The sequence below is a fragment of the Geitlerinema sp. PCC 7407 genome (assembly GCF_000317045.1).
GTDB lineage: Bacteria > Cyanobacteriota > Cyanobacteriia > PCC-7407 > PCC-7407 > PCC-7407.
The window spans coordinates 1,302,645-1,326,288 of the sequence record NC_019703.1 but is presented as its reverse complement, the minus strand read 5'-3'; the positions used below and the strand labels follow the sequence as shown (position 1 = coordinate 1,326,288).

Sequence of the window (23,644 nt, the reverse complement as noted above, 5' to 3'; positions counted from 1 at the left end):
ATTAATTAACAAACAAGGCTGGATTTAGGAGAGGCGACGGATGGGACAAAAAATTTCTCCTTAATCAAGCGCAAGATGTTTTGTGTTGAAATGTGACAATTAGCTAGTTCAGCCAGAAGCCTCACGTCCATAATCTCTGATTTGGCGTGAGAGGAAGGCGCGTTTATGGCGGGGCGGTCGGTGAACCCTGTTTGACGCGAGAGGCGACCAGCCCCGTCATGAACCCCCTCTTCTGCCCCAAGTCAGAAATTCCTACTCTCCAGCTCAGGGAACGGATGCTGAAAAATCGCACCCAGTAAAATACTCAAATGAGAACCGCCTACCAGTACCGATTGCGTCCAACTTCCAGTCAAGTCGCCTTGATGAGCGAATGGCTGGAACTCTTGCGCAGACAGTACAACTACCGTCTCGGTGAGCGGTTCTCTTGGTATGAACAAAACCGCTGTGACATCAATGTCTGTCCCTTAATTTGTCATCTGCCAGAGCTTCGAGAGAATCCTGACTTCTACTCTCAGAAACGAGACCTGGTGAACTCCAAAGCTCTGTTTCCGGAGTACCAGCAGATTCACTCTCAAGTTCTGCAAGACTGCATTGGCCGGGTGAAGAAGACCTTTGACCGCTGGCTCAAGGGAGACTGCAACGGCAAGCGAAGCGGCAAGCCTCGCTTCAAAGGAGCAGGCCGCTATCGCTCCTTCACCTTCCCGCAAGCAAAGCAAGACTGCATCCAGGGCAAACAAATCAATCTCCCCAAGATTGGCTGGGTGAAACTGATTCAGCATCGACCCTTACCGGAAGGCTTCAAGGTCAAGACCGCCACCGTCAGCTACAAAGTTGATGGCTGGTATGTGACTCTGAGCTTGGAAGACTCCTCTGTCCCAGCTCTCACTCTCGATGCCACCGGCATTGAGAACACGATGGGGATTGATTTGGGCTTGAAGTCGTTTTTGGTAGACGATGCAGGGCAAGAAGAACCCATTCCCCAGCACTACCGAAAAGCTGAAAAGCGTCTGAAGCGGTTGCAGCGTTCACTGTCACGCAAGAAAAAAGGGTCCAATCGCCGGAAGAAGGCGGTTAAACGAGTTGCCAAGGCGCACCTAAAAGTCTCAAATCAGCGCAAGGACTTTCACCACAAAGTCGCAAACAAGCTTTTATTTCAAAGGAAGCATGTCGCTCATGAAAAGCTGAACATTCGAGGTATTGCCAGAAGCAAACTGGCAAAGTCGACCCATGATGCTGGTTGGGGTCAGTTCCTGCAAATTCTGGCAATCAAGGCTGAAAGAGCCGGGTTGTTGACGGTTGCAGTGAATCCCAGCGGTACGTCTCAGAACTGCTCTGGTTGCGGGGTCAAAGTTCCCAAGACACTTCAGGACAGGATTCATACCTGTCCTGAGTGTGGATTGACGCTGGACCGCGACCACAATGCAGCGATCAATATCAAGTCTTTGGCGGTAGGGCATTCCGTCAATAAAGCTCAGGAAACGCCCGATGGGTTACCAGGGGTCACTGAGAAGCCGACACCGGATACGTCAGTATCGGTGAGGAGTATGTCACGCAAGGGTTGCTGAGGAAGGTCGCCTCGGGGGTGCCCGGTTGCTGAGGGTGAGGGGTGGCCTGGGGAAGGGCAGCTACGCTGGGGGATGGTCGCTGGTCGCGCCAGCTCTCGCGACAAAACCACGACCGGATCACGACAGGAAGAGTTGGGTTGTTTTAGGGAATTGGTGTTGGCGGGTATGTTTGCTGATTTTCTGCCTTTGACGGTCCGAGAACTGACGGAGGAGACTTCGATCGCGCTGGCGCAGGGGATGCAGCGCCGGGCGATCGCCACGTCTCTGGCGACGGAGCCGATCTTGACGAACTATGTTCAGCAGGGCAGCGGCGGGCCGGCGATCGTTCTGCTGCATGGGTTTGACAGTTCGGTGCTGGAGTTTCGGCGCTTGATTCCTTTGCTGGCGCCCTATGGGGAGGTCTGGGCGATCGACCTATTGGGGTTTGGATTTACGGATCGGGCAGCGGGGGTCGTCCCTAGCCCTGAGAGCATCAAGGCGCATTTGCATGGGTGCTGGCAGACGCTGATTCGGCGACCAATGATTTTGGTGGGCGCGTCCATGGGCGGCGCGGCGGCGATCGACTTTACGCTGACCTATCCGGAGGCGGTGGAGCAGCTGGTGCTGCTCGACAGTGCGGGGTACACGGCGGGGCCTTCGGCTAGCAAGATGATGTTTCCGCCGATGGGATTTTTGGCGACGGAGTTTTTGCGCAATCTGAAGGTGCGCGATCGCATTAGTCGGTCGGCCTACCACGATGCCCAGTGGGCGTCGGCGGACGCGCTGCGCTGCGGGGCGCTGCACCTAGAGGCGCCGGGCTGGCGGCAGGCCCTGATCGCGTTTACCAAGAGCGGCGGCTATGGATCTTTTGCGGAGCGGCTGGGCCGGCTGGAGCAGCCAACGCTGATTTTGTGGGGAGAGAACGATCGCATTTTGGGGACGGCGGATGCTGAGAAGTTCCAAGGGGCGATCGCCGACAGCAAGCTGATCTGGATTCCCAACTGCGGCCACGTCCCCCACCTGGAGCAGCCCGAGCTAACGGCCCAACACATGCGGGCGTTTCTGTCGCTAGGCTAGGACTCACAGATCACGACGTCGGCAGGAGCACTCAAGTCATCTATGCGGTTGCTGCTGGTAGAAGATGAGCCAGATTTGGGGGCGGCCATCAAGCGGACCCTGACCCAAGAAGGATATTTAGTCGATTGGGTCACCGATGGCAGCCAGGCCTGGGACTATCTAGACAATCAGTGGACCCAGTACACCATTGCCGTGATCGACTGGCTGCTGCCTCAGGTGTCAGGGCTGGAGCTGTGTCAGCGCCTGCGGCAACAGGCCTCGTCGCTGCCGGTCCTCATGCTGACTGCCAAAGATCGGCTCGAAGATAAGGTTGCAGGCCTAGACGCCGGAGCCGATGACTACTTGGTCAAGCCTTTTAGCATGGAAGAGCTCTTGGCGCGGCTGCGGGCTTTGCAGCGTCGCCCGCCCCAATTTCAGCCGCGCCGCCTCCAGGTGGGACCGATCACGCTGGACTACGATCGCCTGCTCGCAGAGGTCGATCAGGGCAGTGGCAGTATTCAAGCGCTCACCCTGACGGTAAAGGAGTTCCATTTGCTGGAGTATCTGATGCAGCATCCCAATCAGATCATGGCGCGCGACCAAATGCTCAGTCAGCTCTGGGAGCTCGATGCGGAGCCGGTCAGCAATGTCGTGGCGGCGCAGATGCGGCGGCTGCGGCGAAAACTGGCTCAGTGCGGCCAGGCATCCCTGATTGAGACGGTCTACGGGCTGGGCTATCGCCTGCGAGTGGAGCATGAACACTAGCCAACTCTTTTTGCGGACTCGCTGGCGGCTGGCCAGCTGGTATGCCGGGGTGATGGGGCTGATTTTGGGGCTGGCGGGGCTGGCGGTGTATGAAGCTAGCGCCCACGCCCACCGCATCACGCTGGATCGAGAACTGGTGTCGGTGGCGAGCATTTTGCGGGAGGGATTGCAGATGCGCCTCGATCGCCGCCACCAGCTGACGCCGGGGGTGTGGAAGGTGGTGCCGGATTTTTGCAAACTGGGCGATCGCTGTGCTGAGTCTCCCCAAGAACGGGCCAATTCACCCTATCGATCTTTGTCGCGGGATGAATACTATCTTTATCTGCTGGATGCGAGCGGCAAGCCAGTGGGCTTTGCAGGAACGCCGCCGCCAAACATGGACTTCGAGCGGGAGCCCAAGCTGCAAACCTTTGAGACCCAAGATCAAGGCCGGTATCGGCAGGTAATGCTGACCCTGCGCACCCATCCTGAGACGGTCTGGGGATATCTGGTGGTGGGGCGATCGCTCCAGGAATTCGACGAGTATCTCAATGAGCTGCGCTGGGTGCTTCTGATCGGCCTTCCTGTGTCTCTGGGCCTGATTGGCAGCGCGGCGTGGTGGCTGGCTGGGCGGGCAATGCAGCCGGTGTATCAGTCCTATCGCCAGATTCAGCAGTTCACGACGGACGCGGCCCACGAACTGCGCACGCCCCTGGCGGCGGCCCGGGCCACGGTGGAGTCCTTTCTGCGATCGCCCCATCTGTCAGAAACTGACGCCCGCGAGGCCCTCAGAACCCTGGAGCGGCAGAATCTCCGGCTCTCTCAGCTCGTGCAGGATTTGCTGTTGCTGGCCCAAATCGAGCAGCAGGGCCATCCCCAACGCCAAGAGTGGTGCGACCTGAGCGAGATTCTCAATGATGTGACTATGGAGCTGATGGATCTGGCCAAAGCGGCCGGAGTCGCGCTCAAGCTGGAGTTAGAGAAGGCCGCTGCGATCAAGATTGTGGGAGACGATGAGCAAATTTATCGATTGGTGTTCAATCTGACGGTGAACGCCATCCAGCACACGCCGCCAGACGGGAGCGTCACGATCCACCTCACAAACAGCAACAATCAGGCGGTGCTGCGGGTGATTGACACCGGCGTGGGCATTGCGCCCGAGCATCAGCAGCATATTTTCGATCGCTTTTATCGCGTGGACAGCGATCGCTCTCGTCACACGGGCGGCTCAGGCTTGGGGCTGGCGATCGCCGCTCGCATCGTCCAAAGCCACCACGGCAGCCTCCAGGTGCACAGCAGTCCCGGCAAAGGCAGCACCTTCACCGTGCGGTTTGCCCTAGGCTAGGGAGCCTCCAAGTCATATCCATTTCATCTTCCCGTGGCATCGTAGAACCACAGCCCTTTTTGTTCGATGTTGAGATACCCAAACGTTATGACTCTCTCTCGTTTCTCCGGGTTGGGCCGTCGGTCAGCCCTCACCGCGATCGCCCTCTTGAGCAGCAGCTTGGTCGCCTGTCAGAGCGCTCCTCCCACCAGCCAAGCCCAAGAAGAACCCAGCGGCACCGCTAGCCCTGCCGCCATGAGTCACGCGGGCCACGGCAGTCAGAGCAAGGGCGCCATGGAGCACAGCATGTCCATGGATCTAGGCCCAGCCGATGCCGAGTACGACCTGCGCTACATCGACGCCATGGTGCTGCACCATCAAGGCGCCATCGACATGGCCCAAGAGGCCAAGGCCAAATCCAAGCGCGCCGAAATTCAGCAGCTGGCTGATGCCATCATCGCGGCCCAAAATCAGGAAATCCAGCAGCTCCAGGAATGGCGCAAGGCCTGGTATCCCGACGCAGCAGCAACCCCCGTCGCCTACAGCGCCGAGATGGGCCACACCATGGCCATGACGCCAGAGCAAGCAGCCGCCATGACCATGAGCAGCGACTTGGGGGGCGCTGGGGAAGAAGTCGACCTGGCCTTCATTGACGGCATGATCCCTCACCACGAAGGCGCGCTCGTCATGGCCGAGGATGCACTCCAAAAGTCTTCGCGCCCCGAGATCAAGGCGCTGTCTGAAGAAATCGTCGCGGCCCAGCGTCAAGAGATCGAGCAAATGCAGGCGTGGCGACAGGACTGGTACCCCAGCGAGCGCTCAGCCGCACAAGCTCAGTAGCCCTAGCAGTTACGCTCGAGCGATCGCCTTTGGAGGCCGTTTGCGCTTCAGAGGGCGATCGCCCGCTTTGGATCATCGTGGAGAGCGGGGTTTGACTCCAAGCAATCCGCCCATATCTGTAAATTGGTCATTTGGCCGGGACCAAAAAGCGTGCAGAAAGCCACGTCGGCTGCGTCGCGGCCCGTGGCAATTCTGATAAAACCCTGGCGAGGCGCCAGACGGGTCGCGTCAAAAACGTACCAGCGATCGCCCAGGTACACCTCAAAGCACGCATGGAAATCCGGCGGATTGAGGTCATGGGCATACACCGACACAAAACGCGCCGGAATCTCCAGTGCCCGACACAGGGCGATCGCCAAATGGGCAAAATCTCGACAAACCCCCCGGCGCTCTAGCAGCGTATCGCAGGCAGAGGTGTGCACATCCGTGCTGCCCCCCTGGTAGGCCACATGGTGATAAATCCATTCGCACAGGGCTTGGACCTGCTCATAGCCCTGGGCGATCGCCCCAAACTCTCGCCGAGCCAAAGTCATCAGCCGATCGGACTGGCAGTAGCGGCTGGGGTAGAGGTAGGGCAGCACATCCATGGGCAAGCTGGCCACCGGCAGAGTCGTCAAGCTCGCTGGGTCGCCCTCAAGCGGCGCAGAAACCGCCGTCGCTTCGTAGGTCACAGTCAGGTGCTCCGCCGCCGAGCTGACGCGCCAATAGCGATTGCCCCTGGCATCGCAATGCTCTTCTAGGGGCTCAGCAGGCGTGAGGCGGATCTGTTCTTCTAGGCAGCGCTGGTGGCGATCGCCCGCGATCGCGATGTTAAACACAAACGTCGTCAGCCCTGCTAGGTTATAGTCCAGCTGACAGCCTACTTTCCACTTCATCAGCAACTCCCTGAGCATCGCATCCAGCATAGAGCCTGGACCTTCGATGTCGCCCTCCTCAGCTTTTAGCGTTACTGCAGCGCTCGATGGGCAACGGGAAGCGCGTCAAATCTATCTCAGGGTAATTACATAAGTGGATTTACGGACAAAAACAAGGCTCTAGGAAGACCGGCAATCGTCTTTTAGGTCAGTTTCTATCCAACAAAAACCTAGTAGGACAACGAGCAATTAGGAAATCTTCCAGCTCGATTGGCGTTCACGATCGCGTTTCGGCACTCCAGCAAGCTGACGCCTGTTTTTCGCGAAATTTCTTGCAAACTAATGATGGGAGACGCTGATTCTGGCGCAGCAAGATAAAGCTCCATCGCAGTCTCCAAAACTGTTTGATTTTCGGAGAGAGGCTGAATTGCTTTTGCCAAAGAACTAAAGCTCAACATAATGCCCTGCCCAAATCTACGCTGGCTACATGCCACAGCTTACGCAACGGCTTCTGGATTTCACGTCTATCCTCAGAATTATTTGTTTCTATTAGACAGATCCACCCATCGACAATTCGAAATTCTTAGATAAAAAATTAGAAACTGAAGTCACTGAATTCACGCATTCAGGCATCTAGCTTAATTCGCTTTTAAGATGATCAAGGCAAACGACAGACAACCTCTTCTTGGTGCCTGTCGCTCACCTCAGAGCGAATTTTTGGGTCCTTGTCACTCAGCAAGGACCCAGAGCCAGAAACTACACCCGGGCTTTTTGTTTCGACCAGATCCCCGATTCATCTTCTTCGTAGCGCTGATGAATAGCGTCCCAAGCCGTTTGCTCAGCGCGAGTTTCATCCTCACCGGCTTCCAGAGCGCCATTGTAGGCGCGGATGAAGTCGTGCTGCGCCTCTTCGGAGAGGTGCGATCGCACCTCTGGCGAGAGATCCGCCGGGCTGTTGCAAGGCCCGGAACAGGGGCGGGGCAAGATGCCGTCGCTCACGTGGATTTCTTCGGCACCGGCGCTTTCCAGCAACAGCTGAAACTCACCAGTTCGGTCCGCCGGAACCTCGACCATCACCAAAAATTCGCCCGCCTGGAGGCGAGTCTCGTAGATAGCGGCCTTTTCTTCGGGCATCCCCAGTGTCATGAGGACCGACGCGAGACCCGCACCGGCGCTACCGGCGATCGCTCCGCTCGCGGCCCCCAGCAGCACCGCACCAATGGGTCCAGCGGCCACCACGGTCCCCACAAAGGGCACCAGCAGGACGCCAACCCCTGTCAGCAGTCCCAACAGAGAGCCAAACAGCGAACCGAAGATGGCGCCAGTTCGCAAGCCGCCTAAAATAACGTCTTTTTTAGTAATAAACCCTGAAATTCGAGTTTGGGATTTGAAATCTTTTCCCATCACCGAAAGATGCTCTCTCGGTACGCCTCGATCCAGCAGTCGGCGAATGACAGTATCAATTTGCTCTTCTTGCTTTAGCACACCACTAACGGTTCGTTCAGCTTGATATGCTGCACTCATTGATAGGCTCCTTAGATCATTGGACAGAGTCAAGCAGTAGGGCTTGTTCAGCGTCTAGTTGCAAAGCGCACTTTTGACTCTATAGAAATCATTTCTCAAGCAAAAAACTATCTAGACAATCTTTCTAGGATTTTGCCTAGCGCTTGTTGAAAATCTTCTTTCTTTTAGTGCAGCCATTTTGCTCGATGTAAACATCTGTCAAGGGATGGATCATCGATTCGGACATTGATTTTGGCTCCCCATGGCATTGCATTTTGATGCCAAAATCAGCAGACTTCATCAAAGCCAGACTCTAGGAGGAAAAATATAAATTTTTCATGAAGTCAACTTACTTTCTGCGAGTTTTTACGGGGCTTGTCGATACCTTAGGAAGGAAATGTCTACCCACGCTTGAGCAGATTGATCGCGCATGGAGACTTTTAGCGCCCTCCTGGTCCGTTATCGCTTCTCTCTCGTGCAGCTTGTCGGCGGCGTGGCATCCCTGTTGAGTGCAGCAAGTCCTGCCGAAGCAGCTACTTTCAATTTCCGGTTTGATGCTCCCGTCCCTCAGCCGGTTGTGGAGGGAGTCGAGGCTGCGGGAGCCGTCTGGTCGTCGTGGCTCGCTGATGATGTGGTGGTCAACCTGGACGTTCAGTTCGGCCCTCTGAGTCGGCCCGTTCCCAGCCTTACGGTGTCCGGCAGTGCTTTGTACAGCTATGAGCAGGTGCGGACGGCGCTTTTTGCCAAAGCAACCACGACAGCGGATTTGACGGCGATCGCCCACCTCCAGGGTGGCCCCTCTGTAGATTTACTGATTAACCGGACAATCAATAATCCCCACGGCATGGGCAGTTCGACCGCGTATCTGGACAGCGACGGCGATGCCAACAATCAGAGCATTCGGCTGACTCACGCCAACGCAAAAGCCCTGGGACTGCGAAATCCTCAGGGGGGCGATCGCGATGGGACTTTGCAGTTGAGCAGCCTTTTTCCGTGGGATTTTGACGCTTCGGATGGGATTAACAGCGGGACTCTCGACTTTGTGGGCATCGTCAGCCATGCGATCGGCAGCACCCTGGGCTTCATGAGCGGTGTTGATGTTCTAGATTTCAACAGCCCCTTGGCCGTGGGCACCCAGAATTACTACTTTCCGGACAGCGCTTTTACCTATGTGACGGCGCTTGATTTATTTCGCTTCTCCGAGGAAAGCGTCCAGCATGGCGTCGGGGTCATCGACTGGACGGCTAGTTCTTCGAGCAAGTATTTCTCCATTGATGGGGGCGAAACGGCGATCGCGGAGTTTTCGACCGGAGTGCGCTACGGCGACGGGCGGCAGGCCAGCCACTGGAAGGAGCGATCGCCCTCGGGCCTGATGCAGCCGTCGGTGCTGCCCGGCCAAGCCCTGCGGGTTGATCGGGCCACGGATGTCATGGCCCTAGACGTGATCGGGTGGACCCCCAAACAACCGCCTGCGCGAGTGCCCGAACCGACGGCGTGGGCTGGACTCCTGGCGATCGCCGTCTGGAGCTTGGGGGCGCGAAGCTGGCTCAGGGGGCGCAGCGATCGCAGCCTGTAGCTTTTTTACCCTTGACCAACATTGGCTTGATGCCGCATGGGCGGGTGGCTTGGCTGTGGGCGATCGCCGTGATGGCAACTTCACAACGACCTGACAAGATTCGACAAGGCTTTATAAAGGTCATTGATTTTTCATAAAGACTCCGTGAATTCTGCTAAAAACCCACGACTTCGCGGAACAAAAGATCAAAACTGAGGCAATTCCCTCTAAGCAAACAGGGAAATTGCTTAAATTTGACTTCTTATAGAAAAAATTTTCTTACAAGCAGGCAGGGTGTTCTAGTTGGTTTTGCGTAGTTTTTGTTGACGCACAGCGCGTTAAAGGCAGTATGAAATTGCACACGCTGTTTCCCAAGCAGTCGAGACGCTCGTTGATCCCGCTGGCTCTAGCAGCGGCAGCCAACCTGGCAGGCCCGATCCCCAGAGCCCAGGCGCTGACTTTCAACTTCAGCGCGGCGGCGGGAACACCCGAAAGCGCGATCGCGGGTTTTCGGGCCGCTGGGGATCTGTGGTCTTCCGTGGTGACCGATGACGTAGTGGTCAACCTAGAAGTGAGCTTTTTGTCCCTGGAATCAGATATTTTGGGGCGGGCCCAGTCCACTGAGCAGCTCTACCGCTACAGCGCCGTTCGCAGCGCCCTGCTCCAAGACGTCAGCTCCCAGGACGACGCGATCGCCACTAGTTTTTTGCCAGGGGGAGACAGCGTTGATCTGTGGATCAACTACACCGAGAACAGCCCCAGCGGCGTCGGCAGCCCAACTCCCTACCGCGACAGCGACGGCGACGCCAATAACGCGAATCTTCGGCTCACCAGCGCCAACGCCAAGGCCCTGGGTCTGCCCACCAGCAGCTTGAGCGACGGCTTGATCCGGTTCAACCGCGACTTTCAGTGGGATTTCGATCGCAGCGATGGCATTGCTGCAGGGACATTTGACTTTATCGGGGCGGCGGCTCACGAGATTGGCCACATTCTCGGCTTCAACAGCGGCGTGGACGTCCTCGACACCAACAGCCCCCTTGAGATGCAGGGCGATCGCTACTTTTTCCGCGACGACCAAATGGCCTTTGTCTCTCCCCTGGACCTGTTTCGCTACTCCGACGCGAGCCGCTCCGTCGGGATACCGGACTGGACCGCTGGCGAGAGCCGCAAGTATTTTTCCATCGACGGGGGAACAACGGCGATCGTCGACTTTGCGACGGGGGCGATCCACGGCGACGGCCAGTCCGCAAGCCACTGGAAGCAGGGACAGACCCTGGGCATGATGGACCCCGACCTCCGCCAAGGCGAGATTTTGCCCATTAGTGAAGAAGACCTGCGGGCATTTGACGTTATCGGCTGGAATTTGCCGAAAATTTCCCCAGGGCCTGGTTTCTTTCCGGAAGACGTCGATCTAGCAATCCCCCTCAGCGGCTGGGATTCCGAGCTGATGGTGGCTGCCGCTTGGGGCGATGGGGCGCCGCTGCGTCGGGCCAAGGCGGTTCCCGAGCCGGGCGCCTTGCTGGCCCTGGTGACGGTCAGCGGCGCTAGCCTGGGCTGGCTCCGCAAAAAGCGCAGCGGCAAGTTCTCTCAGCGACGCTAGAAAAGCCTCTAGGAGGCAATGGCCAAGGTTCCTTGGTCGGCATCCAGCTCCGCCCAAGCGCCCAGGGGCAAAGCGGCATTGGGGCCGTCATGGCCAAAGGGCAGATGCGCCACGACCGGCACGCCCAAATCCAGCAGGCGATCGCGCAGGACCTCTTCGACGGTGAAGCTGGGCACATTGGGCGGCGGATCGCACTGGCTAAAGCGTCCTAGGGCGATGCCGGCCACTGAGGCGAGGGCACCGCTCATCCGCCACTGGGTTAGCAGGCGATCGATGCGATAGGGCGCCTCGGTCACGTCCTCCAGGGCCAAGATAGCGCCCCGGAAATCCGGCTGGTGAGCCGTGTTTAGCAGGTGGGTTGCCACGGTCAAGTTGGCGGGAATCAGGGGGCCAGCGGCTCGGCCCGCCGCCCAGGATTCGCCCTGCAAGGGCGGCAGCGGCTGCCCCTGGACCCAGCCAAAGAGGCGCGATCTCGACCAGTCGGGCTCGGCGGCCAGGGTCGTCAGCACGGGTCCATGAACCCCCGAAATTCCTTGGCAGCCCAGGCTCCAGAGCAGAGCCGTAATGTCGGAAAAACCAATCAGCCACTTGGGCGGTCCCTCGGGCCAGGTCCAGTCTTCTAGAAGGCGCGTTCCGCCGTAGCCGCCCCGGACGCACAAAATGCCTCGGCACGCCGGATCGGCCCAGGCCTGGGCGAGCTGCTGGCGGCGGTGGTCGTCGGTCCCGGCCAGGTATCCCCAGCGCTGGTCAAAGCCCGGGCTGCACTGCACGTCGTAGCCCCGGGCGCGCCACTGCTCCACGCCCTGCCAGAAGGCAGTCTGCTCCCGCAAGGCGCCGCTCGGGGCGATCGCCACCAGGCGATCGCCGGGCTGGAGCGGCGCGGGCCGCTGCCAAACGCGATCAGCGCCCATAGCGAGTCACCAAGTCCTGGAACCAAGCCTCAAAGCGATCGCCCAGAGCCGTCAAGGAGTACTCGGCCTCTGCCTGCTGGCGACAGGCCCGCCGATCCAGCTGGTCTAGACGGGCGATCGCCTCAACCAGTCCCGCCACGCTGTCCGGCTCCACCAGCCAGCCCGTTTGGCCGTCCCGCACGATTTCTGACGGTCCGCCCCGCCGATAGGCAATCACCGGCACGCCGCAGGCCAGGGCCTCGATGGCCACATTCCCAAAGGCCTCCACCCAGCGCGGCGTCATCACCAGGGCGCGACTGCGGCGCACCACGCTCTGGAGCTGCTCCGTCGTGGTCAGGAAGCCGCCGTACTCCACCGGCGCTTCGGGATAGTCTCGCTGAATTTGCTCCCAGTAGGCCGCATCCTCGAGCCGACCAAAAATTTTCAGCGGCACGCCGCTGATGTGGGCCGCCGCTACGGCGTCTTCGAGGCCCTTTTCGGGAGACAGACGCCCCAGCCACACCAGCCAGTCTTCGGGGCGATCGCCCACGGTGTAGCGCGTCAGATCCACCCCGCTGCCCAGGCATCGGCAGCGATCGCCCAGGCCAAAGGTCTCGGCCTGAGTAGCGGTATACATTCCCACCGTGCCGGGATAGCGCTCTAGGGTCTGGACCACCGCGTCATCCACCACATCCAGCAGCGAGCCCATGCTGACAAAGTGGGCCACCGGCGTCTGCAAAAACGGCGTGAGATAGAAGGGCAGCCAGTCGTAGGCAATATTAAACAGGACGTCGTACTGATCTTGGACCTGGCGCGCATAGTCCCACATGGCGGCCAGCACGCTGCGATGGGGCATCACCACCGGCAGATCTCGCGCTTGGGTTTGGGCCGTGGTTTGCAGCGCTCCCGGCACCTCGACCACCGGCACCCCATCAATGTGCGATCCGACCGGCCCCACCACGCAGATCTTGTGGCCGCGACGGGCCAGCTCCTGGGTCACTGTCTGGAGGGTCAGCTCGACTCCGCCGCCCATCCCCGAACCCAGGGGGCCGACCGGCGTCGAAAGAAATAGCAGCTTGAGTGGCGAAACAGTCACAAATCTTGGGGGTCAGGGTCACATCGGCAACATCATACCCCCTGAACTGCGGGCGATCGCAGGTTTTTCTGGCCTGTTCACCTGCTTTTGCCAGCCCCTGCCCTAGAGGTGCGGCTCCTCCCGAGCAGGCGGCGCCTTGGTCTCGCCAGCAGGAGGCAGCGCGTCAGTTGTCGGCAGCCCCCGGATGCGGCTCAGCTGGCCCAAGGCCCACTGGGCCGTGTCCCGCACCTCGGTATCCGAGTCGTCCAGGGCGTGGCGCAGCAGCTGGCTGATTTGACCAACCACGTCATAGATGCGGGTGAGATCGCGAATCGCGTTCTTGCGCACCTCGGCATTGTCGTCCTGGAGGGAAATCGCCAGTGCGCGGCTCATGGGCTTGAGGGTGCGGCCGCCAATCTCAGAGAGCGCCCCCAAAATCAGGCTGCGCTGGCGGGAGTCCGAGTCCAGCATCAGATCCACCAAGGGCTGAATCGCCTTGGAGTCACCCCGCTGCCCCAGCTCCCAGATTGCCTTGCGGCGCTTGGTAGGGTTGGGGCTCCGCAGATCGTTGATCAGCTCATCAACGATGTTGATGCTGGGCAGCCGCGTGGTTTGCTCCGTGAGGGCGCCCGGCCCATCCGGCACTTTGGCAGACTCGGCGATCGCCTCTCGAGCGTGAGGCTTGTGTCCCGCCAAGACATCCGGCTCCACCGGGAAATCACTCGGTGGACTCACCCACACATTTTTGGCCGCGCCATTGGCAGGAGCCTGAGCCTCCTGAGCCCCGTGGCTCTCTGAAAAAGCAGGTTCTTCCACCGGTTCGGGGCTGATCGCCTCCGGAGCAGAGCGGGGGTCAGCCGCTTCGGGCAGGGCATGGCGGGCGATCGGCGCCGTTGGAGAATCTTCTGGCTCCGGCTGCAGCGTCGTTGCTGCCTGTCGCCGGCCCAGCCAAAAGGCCACTAGGCCAATTCCGGCCCCCAGGATCGGCACCAAGACCACCATCAGCCAAAAGCCAACTCCCAGACCGCCCGCAGTTTTGGCCGTTTCGGGGGGCGAGTCGCCAGTCGTTTCTGGATCGGCGTCCCCTGGGGTCGAGGTGCTCTGGGTGAGCTGGGTGCCTTGGGCTGCGGCTAGGGCTTGGCGTAGGCGATCGCGCGTTTCGCCGGTTGCTAGGCCATCTACCGGCAACCCCTCCGCCGCCTGAAAAGCCGCGATCGCCTCAGCCGTCCCCTCGCCGTACTGCCCATCGATCAGGCCGTCGTAGTAGCCCAGGGTTTGCAGCCCTCGCTGCACCTCCTCTACCTCGACGCCCCGGGAGTCAAAGGTCAAATCTTCTAGCGCCGTCGCCTGGGCGAGCATCCTGGCAGGGGCGGCCAGCGCCAGATTACGCGACGCACCGATCGCCATCGCCGGACCCGACAGCAGGCCTAGCCAAGCCGTCCCGGTTATCAATAACGCAGCCGTTCGAGAAGCAACCATAGAAACCTGTGGGGAGCCAGCAAGGGCTGTCTTGTGAAAGGCAGGCCCCCTGCTCACTGGCTTTGGGCCAAACTCAGTAGTCTTAGACGCACCCATTTGCGCGAAGGTTCTATCCAGCATTCATTCAGCCAATCAAACCCGTTCCTGTCCCGAAGGAAGGCTAGAAATTGACTCCATCCTACTCGCTTTGGCGCTCTTCACAGACACCTGTGCCAATCTTGCCAGACCTCCACTCGCGGGCGATCGCCCCTAGGAAGCAATTTCAGAGGAAGCAATTTCAGGCTCTGTTTCGGCCATGGCGACGGGCACCGGCTGCGCTGCGCTCTCTTCGAGAAAGCTCACGGCACTCTTGGCCTGCGATCGCCGCAGCATTCCTTCCAGCACGTCGCGCTGGTTGATCAAATAGATGCTGACCAGGGTCAGGCCCACCCCGCCCCACTGAATGGGGCTCAGGACTTCCGCCAAGAAAAGATTGCCAAACAGCAGCGCAAACACCGGCGTCAAGAAGGTCAGCGCGCTCAGGCTCGTCAGATTTCCCTGGGAGGCGAAGTAGAAAAACAGGCCGTAGGCGATCGCGCTGCCAAACACCGTCGCGTAGGTCAGCGCCAGCCAGTCAAACCCGGTCAGAGCCTGCCACTGCTGCTCTTCGGCGATCGCCGACAGACCAAACAGCGGCAAACCGCCAATCACCATGTGCCAGCCCGTAGCCACCACCGGATCGACGTGGCGGGACACCATGGGAATCATCACTGTCCCCGCCGCCATCGAAAGAGCCGCCAGCAGCATCAGCCACTCGCCGCTCTCAAACAGCTGCTGCACCAGGTTCTCCCCCGCGGGCAAAACCCCTGCCAGCTTCCCGTGAAACAGGGCCACGATCCAGGGGTCCGGCAGCCCCAGCAGGCTGATGCCCGCCACGCCCAAGGCCAGCCCCAGCCAGCCCCACAAACCGATACGCTCTCCAAACAGCACCAGAGCCAGCAGCGCCACCGCCAGAGGCTGGGAGTCAATCATCACAGAGCCCAGACCGGCACCGGTGCGGGCCAGTCCCTGGGCCAAAAATCCTTGAAACAGCGTGCCGTCGACCACCGCAAAAGCGCCAATCCAGGCCCAGGCCCGCCAGCTGCTCGGCTGCGATCGCCCCATCCACTTCGCGGCCAGCAGCACCAGTAGACCAGCGGGCACCAGCCGCACCCCCGCCAAAAACCACGGCGTCGTGTGGAGCATCACTCCCTTCATCGCCACCATCGCTGTCCCCCACAGAAAAAAGGGCGCAATCAGCAGCAGCGGCGCAAAGGGAAGCGTTGGCAAATTTGACCTAAGAGTCATGCAGCGAGTCCGGCGGAACAACCTTACCCTTGATTGTACTCAATCCTATAGTTGTGTTAAGGATTCTGTATTAGTGTGAGGTTTTGGCTGAGTTTGCCCTGCCGCGCTCACTTCCAGCTCTCGCGACGCCACCAGACGTGTCCAGAGAGCGCCTGAATCAGGCACACTGAAGATCGCTCCTGAGGGTTTTGGGGGTTGTATTGCAGGGGCTTGACGCTCAAGCTTGATGCTCAAGATCAGCTGGGAAGACGGGCGCAGCGTGCAGCTTCCTCTGCGATCGCCCTCTCGCTGGCCCCTTTCCCCCGTACTGCCAAGCCTCGCGGTTTGGCAGGCCCGCACCGTCCCTGACGCTCCTTAAATTCGCACTGTTTTCTCCGTCACAACCATCATGATTTGGCCGTTTAAGCCCCGCTACCGCAGACAAATTGCCCGCATCGAAATCACCGGCGCGATCGCCGGCGACACCCGCAAGCGCGTCCTCGAAGCGCTCAAAACCGTTGAGGAGCGCAAGTTTCCCGCCCTCATGCTGCGCATCGACAGCCCCGGTGGCACCGTCGGCGACTCCCAGGAAATCTACAGCGCCCTGACCCGCCTCGGCCAAAAAATCAAAATCGTTGCCAGCTTTGGCAATATTTCCGCCTCAGGCGGCGTTTACATTGGCATGGGTGCTCACCACATCGTGGCCAATCCTGGCACCATCACCGGCAGCATCGGCGTGATCCTGCGCGGCAACAACCTCGAGCGGCTGCTCGACAAAGTTGGGGTGTCCTTCAAGGTCATCAAGTCCGGCCCCTACAAAGACATCTTGGCCTTCGATCGCGAGCTGACCGATCCAGAGAAAGACATCCTGCAAAGCCTGATCGACACTAGCTATCAGCAGTTTGTCCACACCGTCGCCACCGCTCGCCAGCTGAGCGTCGAAACGGTCAAGAGCTTTGCGGATGGGCGCATCTTTACCGGTGAGCAGGCGCTGGAGCTGGGAGTCGTCGATCGCCTCGGCACCGAAGAGGACGCCCGCCGATGGACCGCTGAGCTGGTCGGCCTCGACCCTGAGAAAGCGGTTTGCTGCACCCTCGGCGACTCCAAGAAGTCCCTGGTTCAGCGGGTGGTGGGCAGCCAAAGTCAGCTCGATCGCCTAGGCCTTGGCAATCTCTCAGGATCTATGGATTGGCTGAACTTCGAGCTGGAAACCAGCGGCCTGCCCCTGTGGCTCTATCGCCCGTAGAGCGCAGGAAACCCGGTTTCGGAAAGCATCTGCCACCCTTGTCTAGAGGGTGGCAATCGAGTTTGTTAAGATGGCAGGTGCCCCTATTGCGGGGCCTTCTGGCGAATGGGGCTGGCAACCTGCTATCAGGAGCGATACAGGGCTTTTTATTGCGAGTGAGAATAAGGAGGATTTTGGCGTGGAGTGGCGAGTTCGGGCGATTCGAGGTGCAACGACTGTCTCAGAAAATTCGGTTGAAGCGATTCGTGAAGCAGTCCACGAACTGCTAGAAGCGCTGGAAACCTACAACCAGCTCGATCCCGAACAAATCATCAGCGCGACCTTCACGGTTACTCGCGATCTCGATGCGGTTTTTCCGGCGGCGATCGCCCGGGAGCGCCCCCGCTGGGACAGCGTCCCCCTGCTAGATGTTCAGCAGATGTATGTGAAGGAAAGCCTCGAGCGCTGCATTCGCTTCCTAATTCATTTCAATACCCAAAATCCTGACGCGCCAATCTACCATCCCTACCTGCGGGATGCCCAAACCCTTAGACCTGACCTGAGCATTCCGCAGGTTTCTCTGTCGTCTTAGGGTTTTTTGGTATTTTTGGCCCTAAATCAGGGTTCTAGAAGGAATGCGTGCTGGCGGTTTGACCAGCGCGCAGTTTTCTTGGGGGTGGGACGCCGAGACGGGGAATGTCTTGGGAAGCGGGCTAGATGGCGTGGCCGCTATCTGCCAAGCGCTGGAGGCAAATTCTGGCTGACTCAGAGACGTTGGGGTGGCTGTCTTTTTCGAGGTATTTGAGGGCGGAAATGCTCTTGGGCGTGGGCAGCTTGGCCAGGGCTTCGGCCAGCATCTGGCGCACCAGCCAGTCTTCTGACTGCGCAAAGGCCAGGATGGCATCAATCGCTTCGTAGGCGCCGATTTCCCCGAGAGCAGCGATCGCCGCTTGCTGGATCACGACCTCTTCGCTGGCGAGGGCTTCCATCAGCACGTCCCGCGCTCTGACGTCTCCCAGGTTTCCTAGGGCGACCGCCGCGCTAAAGCGCACAAGCCAGTCGGTGTCTTCATAGAAGGCCCGCACCAGGGGTTCATAGGCCCGCAGATCGCCCAGATACCCGAGGGCACCCGCCGCGTCTGCCCGCAGACCATAGTCACTCTCAGTTTCCAAAATTTCGAGCAGGAGGGGATAGCTCTCATCTGTGGCCTTGATGCCGAGGGCAAACACGGCCATGGAGCGGATTTGGAGACTTTCGTCGTTTAGAACTTTTTTGATTAAGGGGACGGCGTCCACCGAGGGCACGTTGCGCAGGGAGGCCAGGGCAACCATGCGATCGCGGGTGCTGTCGCTTTCGAGCTGCTGAGAAATCAGGCTTAGATCAGGAAGACTCATAGACATTCCAACGAGATTTAACGTTACATTTTTTTACATTTTCTTTAATTCCATTATACGGTGGGCCTCCAAGGACTCGAGGGGCGATCGCAAGAATCTCCCCACGGGGGCGGGAAATCGCGCCTTTCGACCTATGTCCACTGGCAGGGCCGCCAAAGCCCCCAGATTAGAAAGCTCACCGGCGAAAGGGTGGGGCGCAGACTAGGGTTTCAGGTTTTGGGAAACGTTTTTGAGGAAAGCAAGGGCGATCGCAATGACACAGACAACTCTCGGACCGCAGGCGCTGGTGATCGTGACGGGGCCAGCCCGCTCGGGCAAAAGTGAATGGGCCGAGGGGCTGGCAGCCACTTGGCAAAGCGTGATCTATGTGGCGACGTCCCAAGCGGATCCTGACGATCAAGAGTGGCAGGCGCGCCTTGACCTGCATCGCCAGCGCCGCCCAGCCCAGTGGCAGCTGCAAGAGGTGCCGGTCGACCTGGCCGGAGCGATCGCCCAGGCGCCCGCAGGCGCCTGCCTGCTGATCGACTCTCTGGGGACCTGGCTGGCCAATCTGCTCGAACAAGACGAAACCCAGTGGCAGAGCACGCTGGCGGATCTGTGCGCGGCGATCGCCGCACGCCAGAGCGCGGTGATTATCGTGGCGGAGGAAACCGGCTGGGGCGTGGTGCCGGCGTACCCCGTGGGGCGGCTGTTTCGCGATCGCTTGGGGACGGCGGTGCGCTCTCTGAGCGCGATCGCCGATGCCGTGCACCTAGTCACCGGCGGGTACGCGCTGAACCTGACTCAGCTGGGCACACCGCTCACCGCCCTTGCGATCGCCCCACAGGCTCCCAAGTAGCCACGCCCATCAGCCCAGTTTCGCCCTTTCAGCGCTTCTTCACCGGGCTCTGTGTACTTTCGACGTCAGATAGAGATAGATCAAAATTGAAACCGCTAGCATGGAGCCAGAAGACGCTCCTAATCCAAGCAAGCGCCAGCATTGAATCCAACTCTAGACTTTAGCAACAGCTAGATTGCAAAAGTATTCACCATCAATCAAGCGTTAGACAACTTAAGCCTTCGCAACAATGTTGTGGAGAAAAGGTGAATTTCTCTAAATCAGCGTAACGTTGCTTCCGTTTGTGCTCGCTTCAGACTTTATTTAGATCATGGCTGCAAGATATCAAGTTAAAAGGTACCTCGCCTACTGGTTTCAGCTAGGCAAGCCGGTCGTCGTTCAGGCAGGTCGCACCACCATCTTGCCCAAAACGGTGATCGCGGGCGATCGCTACAGTGACGAGTTTGAAACATGCTGGCAGTTTTTGCTGTCGCCAGAGTCGGGCGAGTGTCATCTCGAAGGAAGCCACCACACCATCGAGGACCTGCTGACGTCGAAGTGGGACATTGCAGACTGCGCGCGCTGCTCGATGCCCGTTCCCATGCTCAACCAAGGCGTCTCGGACCTCAGCTGCCCCTGCAATGACATGCCGAACTGGCCCGACATGAGCCTGCCGCCGCCGCGATCGCCCGTCAACAGCCAGATTCACCTCTCTGGCATGCGCGATCGTCTTCACCACCGCAGCAAGGCCTGGGCCACCGAAGCTACCAGTGCTGACAGCCCCCGCCCAGATGAAAACAGCAGCGAAGGCGATCGCTACCAAGCCAGCTAGGACTGGGGTTTAGGTTGCAGGTAGCGCCAAGCCTCGATACGCCAGCATTTCTTGGGCAGGGGTGCGATCGCCGTTACAGGCAATGCGCCGCGGTGCCTCCAAAATCTCCACCCCAAAGCCCAGATCTTGGTACAGCGCCAAAATGCGCGGCGTCGCCTGATTCGACACCAGCACCGGCCCCGAATGGCGAGCGAGCCAGTGAGCCACTCGCACCTGATCCTCCCAGGTAAAGTCAGTTTGGCTGTATTTCGTAAACTCCACGTCATAGGGCGGATCGGCATAGATAAAATCCGCACCCTCCAGAGACAGCGCCTCAAAGTCTCCACTCACAAACACCCAGTCCTTCAGGACCGGCGGATATTCCGAGAAGTCCTGGGCATAGTTAATGGTTTTGTAGCGGCCAAAGGGAACGTTGAAGCGTCCCTGATTATTGAAGCGGCACAGACCATTAAAGCCTGTGCGGTTGAGGTAATAAAACAGCTGGGCGGCTTCCTGAGTCTCTTGGCCGCCACTAGCAATCAGCTCATTAAACCGCTGCCGACAAGCATAGTAAGCTTGCTGGTCATTGAGCATTGCTAAATCAACCGTAAGGCCCCGCTGCAGCCAGCGGCAGAAGTTAATCAAGTGCACATTGCGATCGTTGAGCAGTGCCCGCTCAGGCTGCAAGCCCAAACATACAGACATGCTGCCCACAAAGGGCTCTACCAAACGGCGATGCTTTTGGCCCTGCCAGATGGTCTGGAGACGCGGCAGTAGCCAGCGCTTGCCGCCTGCCCACTTGAGAGCTGGCTTGATCGGCGGGGGCAGGGGATGGGCAGAAACCATGGCGGTGGGGAAAAGAGCGAAGAAAACCGAGTTCTGAAATTGAGCAAAATAGCCTATGGGTGGCGCATCGAGCCCATCAATGGCGCTGCGCAGGGCGAAGGGCGATCGCCTCTACAGCGCCCCGCTAACAGGGGAGCAAACGCAGCCAGATTCTGGTGATCGGTGGGCTAGGTGCCAGCTTAGAATGGTTGAGGACGTGCTGAAACGCTGCTTGAAGAGTCTGCAATGCAAGAATTTTGGAATAATATCAGTCGCTACCCACGCTACTTCATCACCATTGTGCTGGGGGTTTTGCTGACCTTTGTGCAGCCCATGATACCGCTGTTTAAGCGTCCCACAACGGCGATCGCCCTCGTGGGAGCCCTGGTCGGCGCCTTTGCCTTCATCACCTTTACACTGCGGGCGATGCTAGGCTTCAGCCTTGTGTAACTAGGAAGTAGGGGCAGTCTCCAGCGCCTCAGCGTCGCGGCTAGACCACCAGCCTGGCTCCCCTGCCTCCGCAACGGACAGCCTACACCTTTGAGCATCCTCTGACCGCCAAGCGCTCGAGGCCTAGCACCGCTATGGTCTTTGGTAGACTGGGAAAAGCGGAATCAGCGCTGTTTCTGTCAGCGGGTGCCGCATTTTTTGTTTGGACATTGTCTCCAGATTGTTTCCAGGAGGGAACCGCTATGGCCACCAGTCGCCGAGTATCTCGCGTTTCTTCCCTCATCAAACGCGAGGTCAGTTTGATGCTCATGTCGGGTATCAAGGATGACAGAGTTGGAGCTGGAATGGTGAGCGTCACAGATGTCGATGTGTCCGGTGACCTCCAGCACGCCAAGATTTTTGTCAGTATCTATGGCACCGAGGAAGCTCGGGCCGAAACCATGGAGGGCTTGCAGTCTGCGACGCCCTACGTGCGCAGTGAGCTGGGCCACCGCATTCGTCTGCGGCGGACGCCAGAGGTTGTGTTTCTCGAGGATCGCTCCATCGAGCGCGGTACTCAGGTCCTGTCGCTGATCAATCGCTTGACCGAGGAGCGCCAGAGCAAGGAGCAAACCGGAGCGGATCTAGAAGAAGAGATCGACGAATTGGCCGATATTCCTGATGCTGAGGATCTAGACGATTGATAGACCTGTGGGGCGCGCGCCTGCCCAATCCAGAGTCTCTGCCCTTGGAGGCTCAAGTGGCTCAGATGATTGTGGTGCGGGCGTCGGGCCATTTATTTGATCACCAAATCCGCTATCCAGCTTGGGAACCGCCGACCGCCACGCTACAGCACTATGTGCAGACGCTGGGGGTCGGCGGTGTCATCTTGCTGGGAGGCAGCGCGGCAGAGCTAGCGGCGCGATCGCACCAGCTCCAGGAGTGGGCCAAAATTCCGCTGCTGCTGGCAGCCGACATCGAGGAAGGGGTCGGCCAGCGCTTTGGCGGGGCGACCTGGTTTCCGCCGCCCATGGCTCTGGGCGCTTTGGCCCAGGCCAATGAGGCCCAGGCCCTCGCGGCGGCTGAGCAGATGGGCGGGGCGATCGCCCAAGAAGCCCTGGCTGTGGGTCTCAACTGGGTGCTGGCTCCGGTGGTGGACGTCAACAACAATCCCCAAAACCCCGTGATCAATGTGCGGGCCTTTGGCGAGACGTCCGAGCAGGTCGAGAAGCTAGCCCAAGCCTTTATTCGGGGAGCCCAGAGCCACGCGGTGCTGACCACGGCCAAGCACTTCCCGGGGCACGGGGACACGGCGGTGGACTCTCACCTGGAGCTGCCGGTACTGCCCCACGATCGCGATCGCCTGGAAACGGTGGAGCTGAAACCCTTTGCAGGGGCGATCGCCGCGGGCGTTGACGCAGTGATGACGGCCCACCTCCAGATTCCGGCCCTAGACCCGGATTGGCCCGCCACGTTGTCTCACCGAATTCTGACGAAAGAGCTGCGCGATCGCCTCGGCTTTGACGGGCTGATCGTGACCGATGCCCTGATCATGGGCGCCATGGAGCGCTACGGCCCCGAGGAAGGCCCCGTCCAGGCGATCGAAGCGGGGGCAGATATTTTGCTGATGCCGGTGGACCCGGAGCGCACGATCGCTGCTGTCTGCGAGGCGGTGCGGTGTGGTCGCATTGCCCCAGAGCGCATTGCGGCGTCGGTCGAGCGGATTTGGCGCGCCAAGCTCAAGGTCAGTCCGCCGCTGCTGGAGGTGGCAGACACGAGCCACGCCTGGGAAAACCTGCCGCCCCCCCAGCAGGACTGGGCAGGCCCGCTCTTGCAGCTTGCTCAGCCAGCGACCCAGGACTTGGCCGCAGAAATTTTGCGATCGTCGATGGTTGTCAGCGGGCCGGTGCCCCTGGAGTTGGCCGCGGGCGATCGCCGAAACGTCATCGTGGTAGACGATCTGTTAGAGGCCCACTACCTCGGCCACCAGACCCCGGCGATCGCCCGTCCCAAGGCCCTCGGCTACAGCTTGCAGCTGTGCGATCGCCACTCCTTTGCTGAGGGACTGGCCTGCCGGACCGACACCCCGGCTCCGACCCTGCTTCAGCTGTTTATTCGCGGCAATCCGTTCCGGGGCAGCGCGGGCACGAGCCACATGGCTCAGGCCTGGTTCCAGCATCTGCTGCGGACCCAGCAGCTAGAGGCGCTAGTGATTTACGGTAGCCCCTACGTGCTCGCCCAGTTTCGACCGGCGCTTCAGGGCATTCCGACGATCTTTACCTATGGTCAAATGCCTCTGGCCCAGGCGATCGCCCTTGATCAGCTGTTTGGCGTCGCGGCCAAGGCAAGCACTGACAAAAAATTCACCACCTGA

Annotated in this window: 23 protein-coding genes; 15 read left to right on the top strand and 8 right to left on the bottom strand. The window is 59.5% G+C overall.

Annotation, left to right across the window (positions count from 1 at the left end; genetic code table 11):
- Positions 1 to 308: 308 nt before the first annotated feature.
- The 5 genes from GEI7407_RS05665 to GEI7407_RS05645 all read left to right on the top strand — a co-directional run bounded on the left by GEI7407_RS05665 (position 309) and on the right by GEI7407_RS05645 (position 5,508).
- Positions 309 to 1,565, top strand: coding sequence for an RNA-guided endonuclease TnpB family protein (locus GEI7407_RS05665; RefSeq protein ID WP_015171177.1), 1,257 nt, complete (start codon positions 309 to 311; stop codon positions 1,563 to 1,565).
- A gap of 165 nt (positions 1,566 to 1,730) precedes the next feature.
- Positions 1,731 to 2,621 (top strand): alpha/beta fold hydrolase, encoded by an 891-nt coding sequence (locus GEI7407_RS05660; RefSeq protein WP_015171176.1) that lies wholly within the window; start codon positions 1,731 to 1,733, stop codon positions 2,619 to 2,621.
- A 42-nt stretch (positions 2,622 to 2,663) separates the two neighbouring features.
- A complete protein-coding gene (gene rppA / locus GEI7407_RS05655; protein WP_015171175.1) occupies positions 2,664 to 3,365 on the top strand; it encodes a two-component system response regulator RppA in 702 nt (233 codons plus the stop codon).
- Positions 3,355 to 4,689 carry a two-component system sensor histidine kinase RppB gene (rppB, locus tag GEI7407_RS05650; protein ID WP_015171174.1) on the top strand — a complete coding sequence of 445 codons (1,335 nt, stop codon included), beginning with the start codon at positions 3,355 to 3,357 and terminating at the stop codon, positions 4,687 to 4,689. The genes rppA and rppB overlap by 11 nt, the downstream gene beginning before the upstream one ends.
- A gap of 87 nt (positions 4,690 to 4,776) precedes the next feature.
- On the top strand, positions 4,777 to 5,508 hold the full coding sequence (locus GEI7407_RS05645) for a DUF305 domain-containing protein (RefSeq protein ID WP_015171173.1): 732 nt from the start codon (positions 4,777 to 4,779) through the stop codon (positions 5,506 to 5,508).
- Between the two features lie 47 nt (positions 5,509 to 5,555).
- Here GEI7407_RS05645 and GEI7407_RS05640 read toward each other — a convergent pair whose 3' ends face one another.
- The gene (locus GEI7407_RS05640) at positions 5,556 to 6,383 is read right to left on the bottom strand and encodes a transglutaminase family protein (RefSeq protein WP_041268732.1); all 828 of its coding nucleotides are present in this window, start codon (positions 6,381 to 6,383) and stop codon (positions 5,556 to 5,558) included.
- A 735-nt stretch (positions 6,384 to 7,118) separates the two neighbouring features.
- The gene (locus GEI7407_RS05635) at positions 7,119 to 7,886 is read right to left on the bottom strand and encodes a ChaB family protein (RefSeq protein ID WP_015171171.1); all 768 of its coding nucleotides are present in this window, start codon (positions 7,884 to 7,886) and stop codon (positions 7,119 to 7,121) included.
- 409 nt (positions 7,887 to 8,295) lie between these two features.
- Between GEI7407_RS05635 and GEI7407_RS05630 the strand changes: the two genes are divergently transcribed.
- Together GEI7407_RS05630 and GEI7407_RS05625 are read left to right on the top strand one after the other, a co-directional pair.
- Complete coding sequence (locus tag GEI7407_RS05630; protein ID WP_015171170.1) at positions 8,296 to 9,441, top strand: NF038122 family metalloprotease; 1,146 nt, start codon at positions 8,296 to 8,298, stop codon at positions 9,439 to 9,441.
- Between the two features lie 328 nt (positions 9,442 to 9,769).
- Complete coding sequence (locus GEI7407_RS05625) at positions 9,770 to 11,020, top strand: NF038122 family metalloprotease (RefSeq protein ID WP_015171169.1); 1,251 nt, start codon at positions 9,770 to 9,772, stop codon at positions 11,018 to 11,020.
- Between the two features lie 8 nt (positions 11,021 to 11,028).
- Here the strand turns inward: GEI7407_RS05625 and GEI7407_RS05620 are convergent, their stop codons facing one another.
- The 4 genes from GEI7407_RS05620 to GEI7407_RS05605 all read right to left on the bottom strand — a co-directional run bounded on the left by GEI7407_RS05620 (position 11,029) and on the right by GEI7407_RS05605 (position 15,790).
- Entirely contained in the window at positions 11,029 to 11,931 is a 903-nt protein-coding gene (locus GEI7407_RS05620) for an LD-carboxypeptidase (RefSeq protein WP_015171168.1), read from the bottom strand.
- Complete coding sequence (locus GEI7407_RS05615; protein WP_015171167.1) at positions 11,921 to 13,006, bottom strand: glycosyltransferase family 4 protein; 1,086 nt, start codon at positions 13,004 to 13,006, stop codon at positions 11,921 to 11,923. Before GEI7407_RS05615 ends, GEI7407_RS05620 begins: the two co-directional genes overlap by 11 nt.
- A gap of 102 nt (positions 13,007 to 13,108) precedes the next feature.
- Positions 13,109 to 14,464, bottom strand: a complete 1,356-nt coding sequence (locus GEI7407_RS20665) for a peptidoglycan-binding protein (RefSeq protein ID WP_015171166.1) — start codon at positions 14,462 to 14,464, stop codon at positions 13,109 to 13,111.
- 249 nt (positions 14,465 to 14,713) lie between these two features.
- A complete protein-coding gene (locus GEI7407_RS05605) occupies positions 14,714 to 15,790 on the bottom strand; it encodes a DMT family transporter (RefSeq protein ID WP_015171165.1) in 1,077 nt (358 codons plus the stop codon).
- 226 nt (positions 15,791 to 16,016) lie between these two features.
- Between GEI7407_RS05605 and GEI7407_RS21780 the strand changes: the two genes are divergently transcribed.
- The 3 genes from GEI7407_RS21780 to aroH all read left to right on the top strand — a co-directional run bounded on the left by GEI7407_RS21780 (position 16,017) and on the right by aroH (position 17,586).
- On the top strand, positions 16,017 to 16,148 hold the full coding sequence (locus GEI7407_RS21780) for a hypothetical protein (protein WP_255347607.1): 132 nt from the start codon (positions 16,017 to 16,019) through the stop codon (positions 16,146 to 16,148).
- Positions 16,149 to 16,178: 30 nt separating this feature from the next.
- Positions 16,179 to 17,015 (top strand): signal peptide peptidase SppA, encoded by an 837-nt coding sequence (gene sppA / locus GEI7407_RS05600; RefSeq protein ID WP_015171164.1) that lies wholly within the window; start codon positions 16,179 to 16,181, stop codon positions 17,013 to 17,015.
- A gap of 178 nt (positions 17,016 to 17,193) precedes the next feature.
- Positions 17,194 to 17,586 (top strand): chorismate mutase, encoded by a 393-nt coding sequence (gene aroH / locus GEI7407_RS05595; RefSeq protein WP_015171163.1) that lies wholly within the window; start codon positions 17,194 to 17,196, stop codon positions 17,584 to 17,586.
- A gap of 121 nt (positions 17,587 to 17,707) precedes the next feature.
- Here the strand turns inward: aroH and GEI7407_RS05590 are convergent, their stop codons facing one another.
- On the bottom strand, positions 17,708 to 18,388 hold the full coding sequence (locus GEI7407_RS05590; RefSeq protein WP_015171162.1) for a HEAT repeat domain-containing protein: 681 nt from the start codon (positions 18,386 to 18,388) through the stop codon (positions 17,708 to 17,710).
- Between the two features lie 253 nt (positions 18,389 to 18,641).
- Between GEI7407_RS05590 and cobU the strand changes: the two genes are divergently transcribed.
- Positions 18,642 to 19,226 carry a bifunctional adenosylcobinamide kinase/adenosylcobinamide-phosphate guanylyltransferase gene (cobU, locus tag GEI7407_RS05585; RefSeq protein ID WP_015171161.1) on the top strand — a complete coding sequence of 195 codons (585 nt, stop codon included), beginning with the start codon at positions 18,642 to 18,644 and terminating at the stop codon, positions 19,224 to 19,226.
- Positions 19,227 to 19,536: 310 nt separating this feature from the next.
- Positions 19,537 to 20,037, top strand: coding sequence for a hypothetical protein (locus tag GEI7407_RS05580; protein WP_015171160.1), 501 nt, complete (start codon positions 19,537 to 19,539; stop codon positions 20,035 to 20,037).
- Between the two features lie 9 nt (positions 20,038 to 20,046).
- Here the strand turns inward: GEI7407_RS05580 and GEI7407_RS05575 are convergent, their stop codons facing one another.
- Positions 20,047 to 20,862, bottom strand: a complete 816-nt coding sequence (locus GEI7407_RS05575; RefSeq protein ID WP_015171159.1) for a Dam family site-specific DNA-(adenine-N6)-methyltransferase — start codon at positions 20,860 to 20,862, stop codon at positions 20,047 to 20,049.
- A gap of 225 nt (positions 20,863 to 21,087) precedes the next feature.
- On the opposite strand from GEI7407_RS05575, the gene GEI7407_RS05570 reads away from it, so the two are divergent.
- The 3 genes from GEI7407_RS05570 to GEI7407_RS05560 all read left to right on the top strand — a co-directional run bounded on the left by GEI7407_RS05570 (position 21,088) and on the right by GEI7407_RS05560 (position 23,644).
- Positions 21,088 to 21,291: a DUF751 family protein gene (locus tag GEI7407_RS05570; RefSeq protein WP_015171158.1), complete on the top strand. Its 204-nt coding sequence runs from the start codon at positions 21,088 to 21,090 to the stop codon at positions 21,289 to 21,291.
- 242 nt (positions 21,292 to 21,533) lie between these two features.
- Positions 21,534 to 21,974, top strand: a complete 441-nt coding sequence (rbfA, locus tag GEI7407_RS05565) for a 30S ribosome-binding factor RbfA (RefSeq protein WP_015171157.1) — start codon at positions 21,534 to 21,536, stop codon at positions 21,972 to 21,974.
- Entirely contained in the window at positions 21,971 to 23,644 is a 1,674-nt protein-coding gene (locus tag GEI7407_RS05560) for a glycoside hydrolase family 3 N-terminal domain-containing protein (protein ID WP_015171156.1), read from the top strand. The genes rbfA and GEI7407_RS05560 overlap by 4 nt, the downstream gene beginning before the upstream one ends.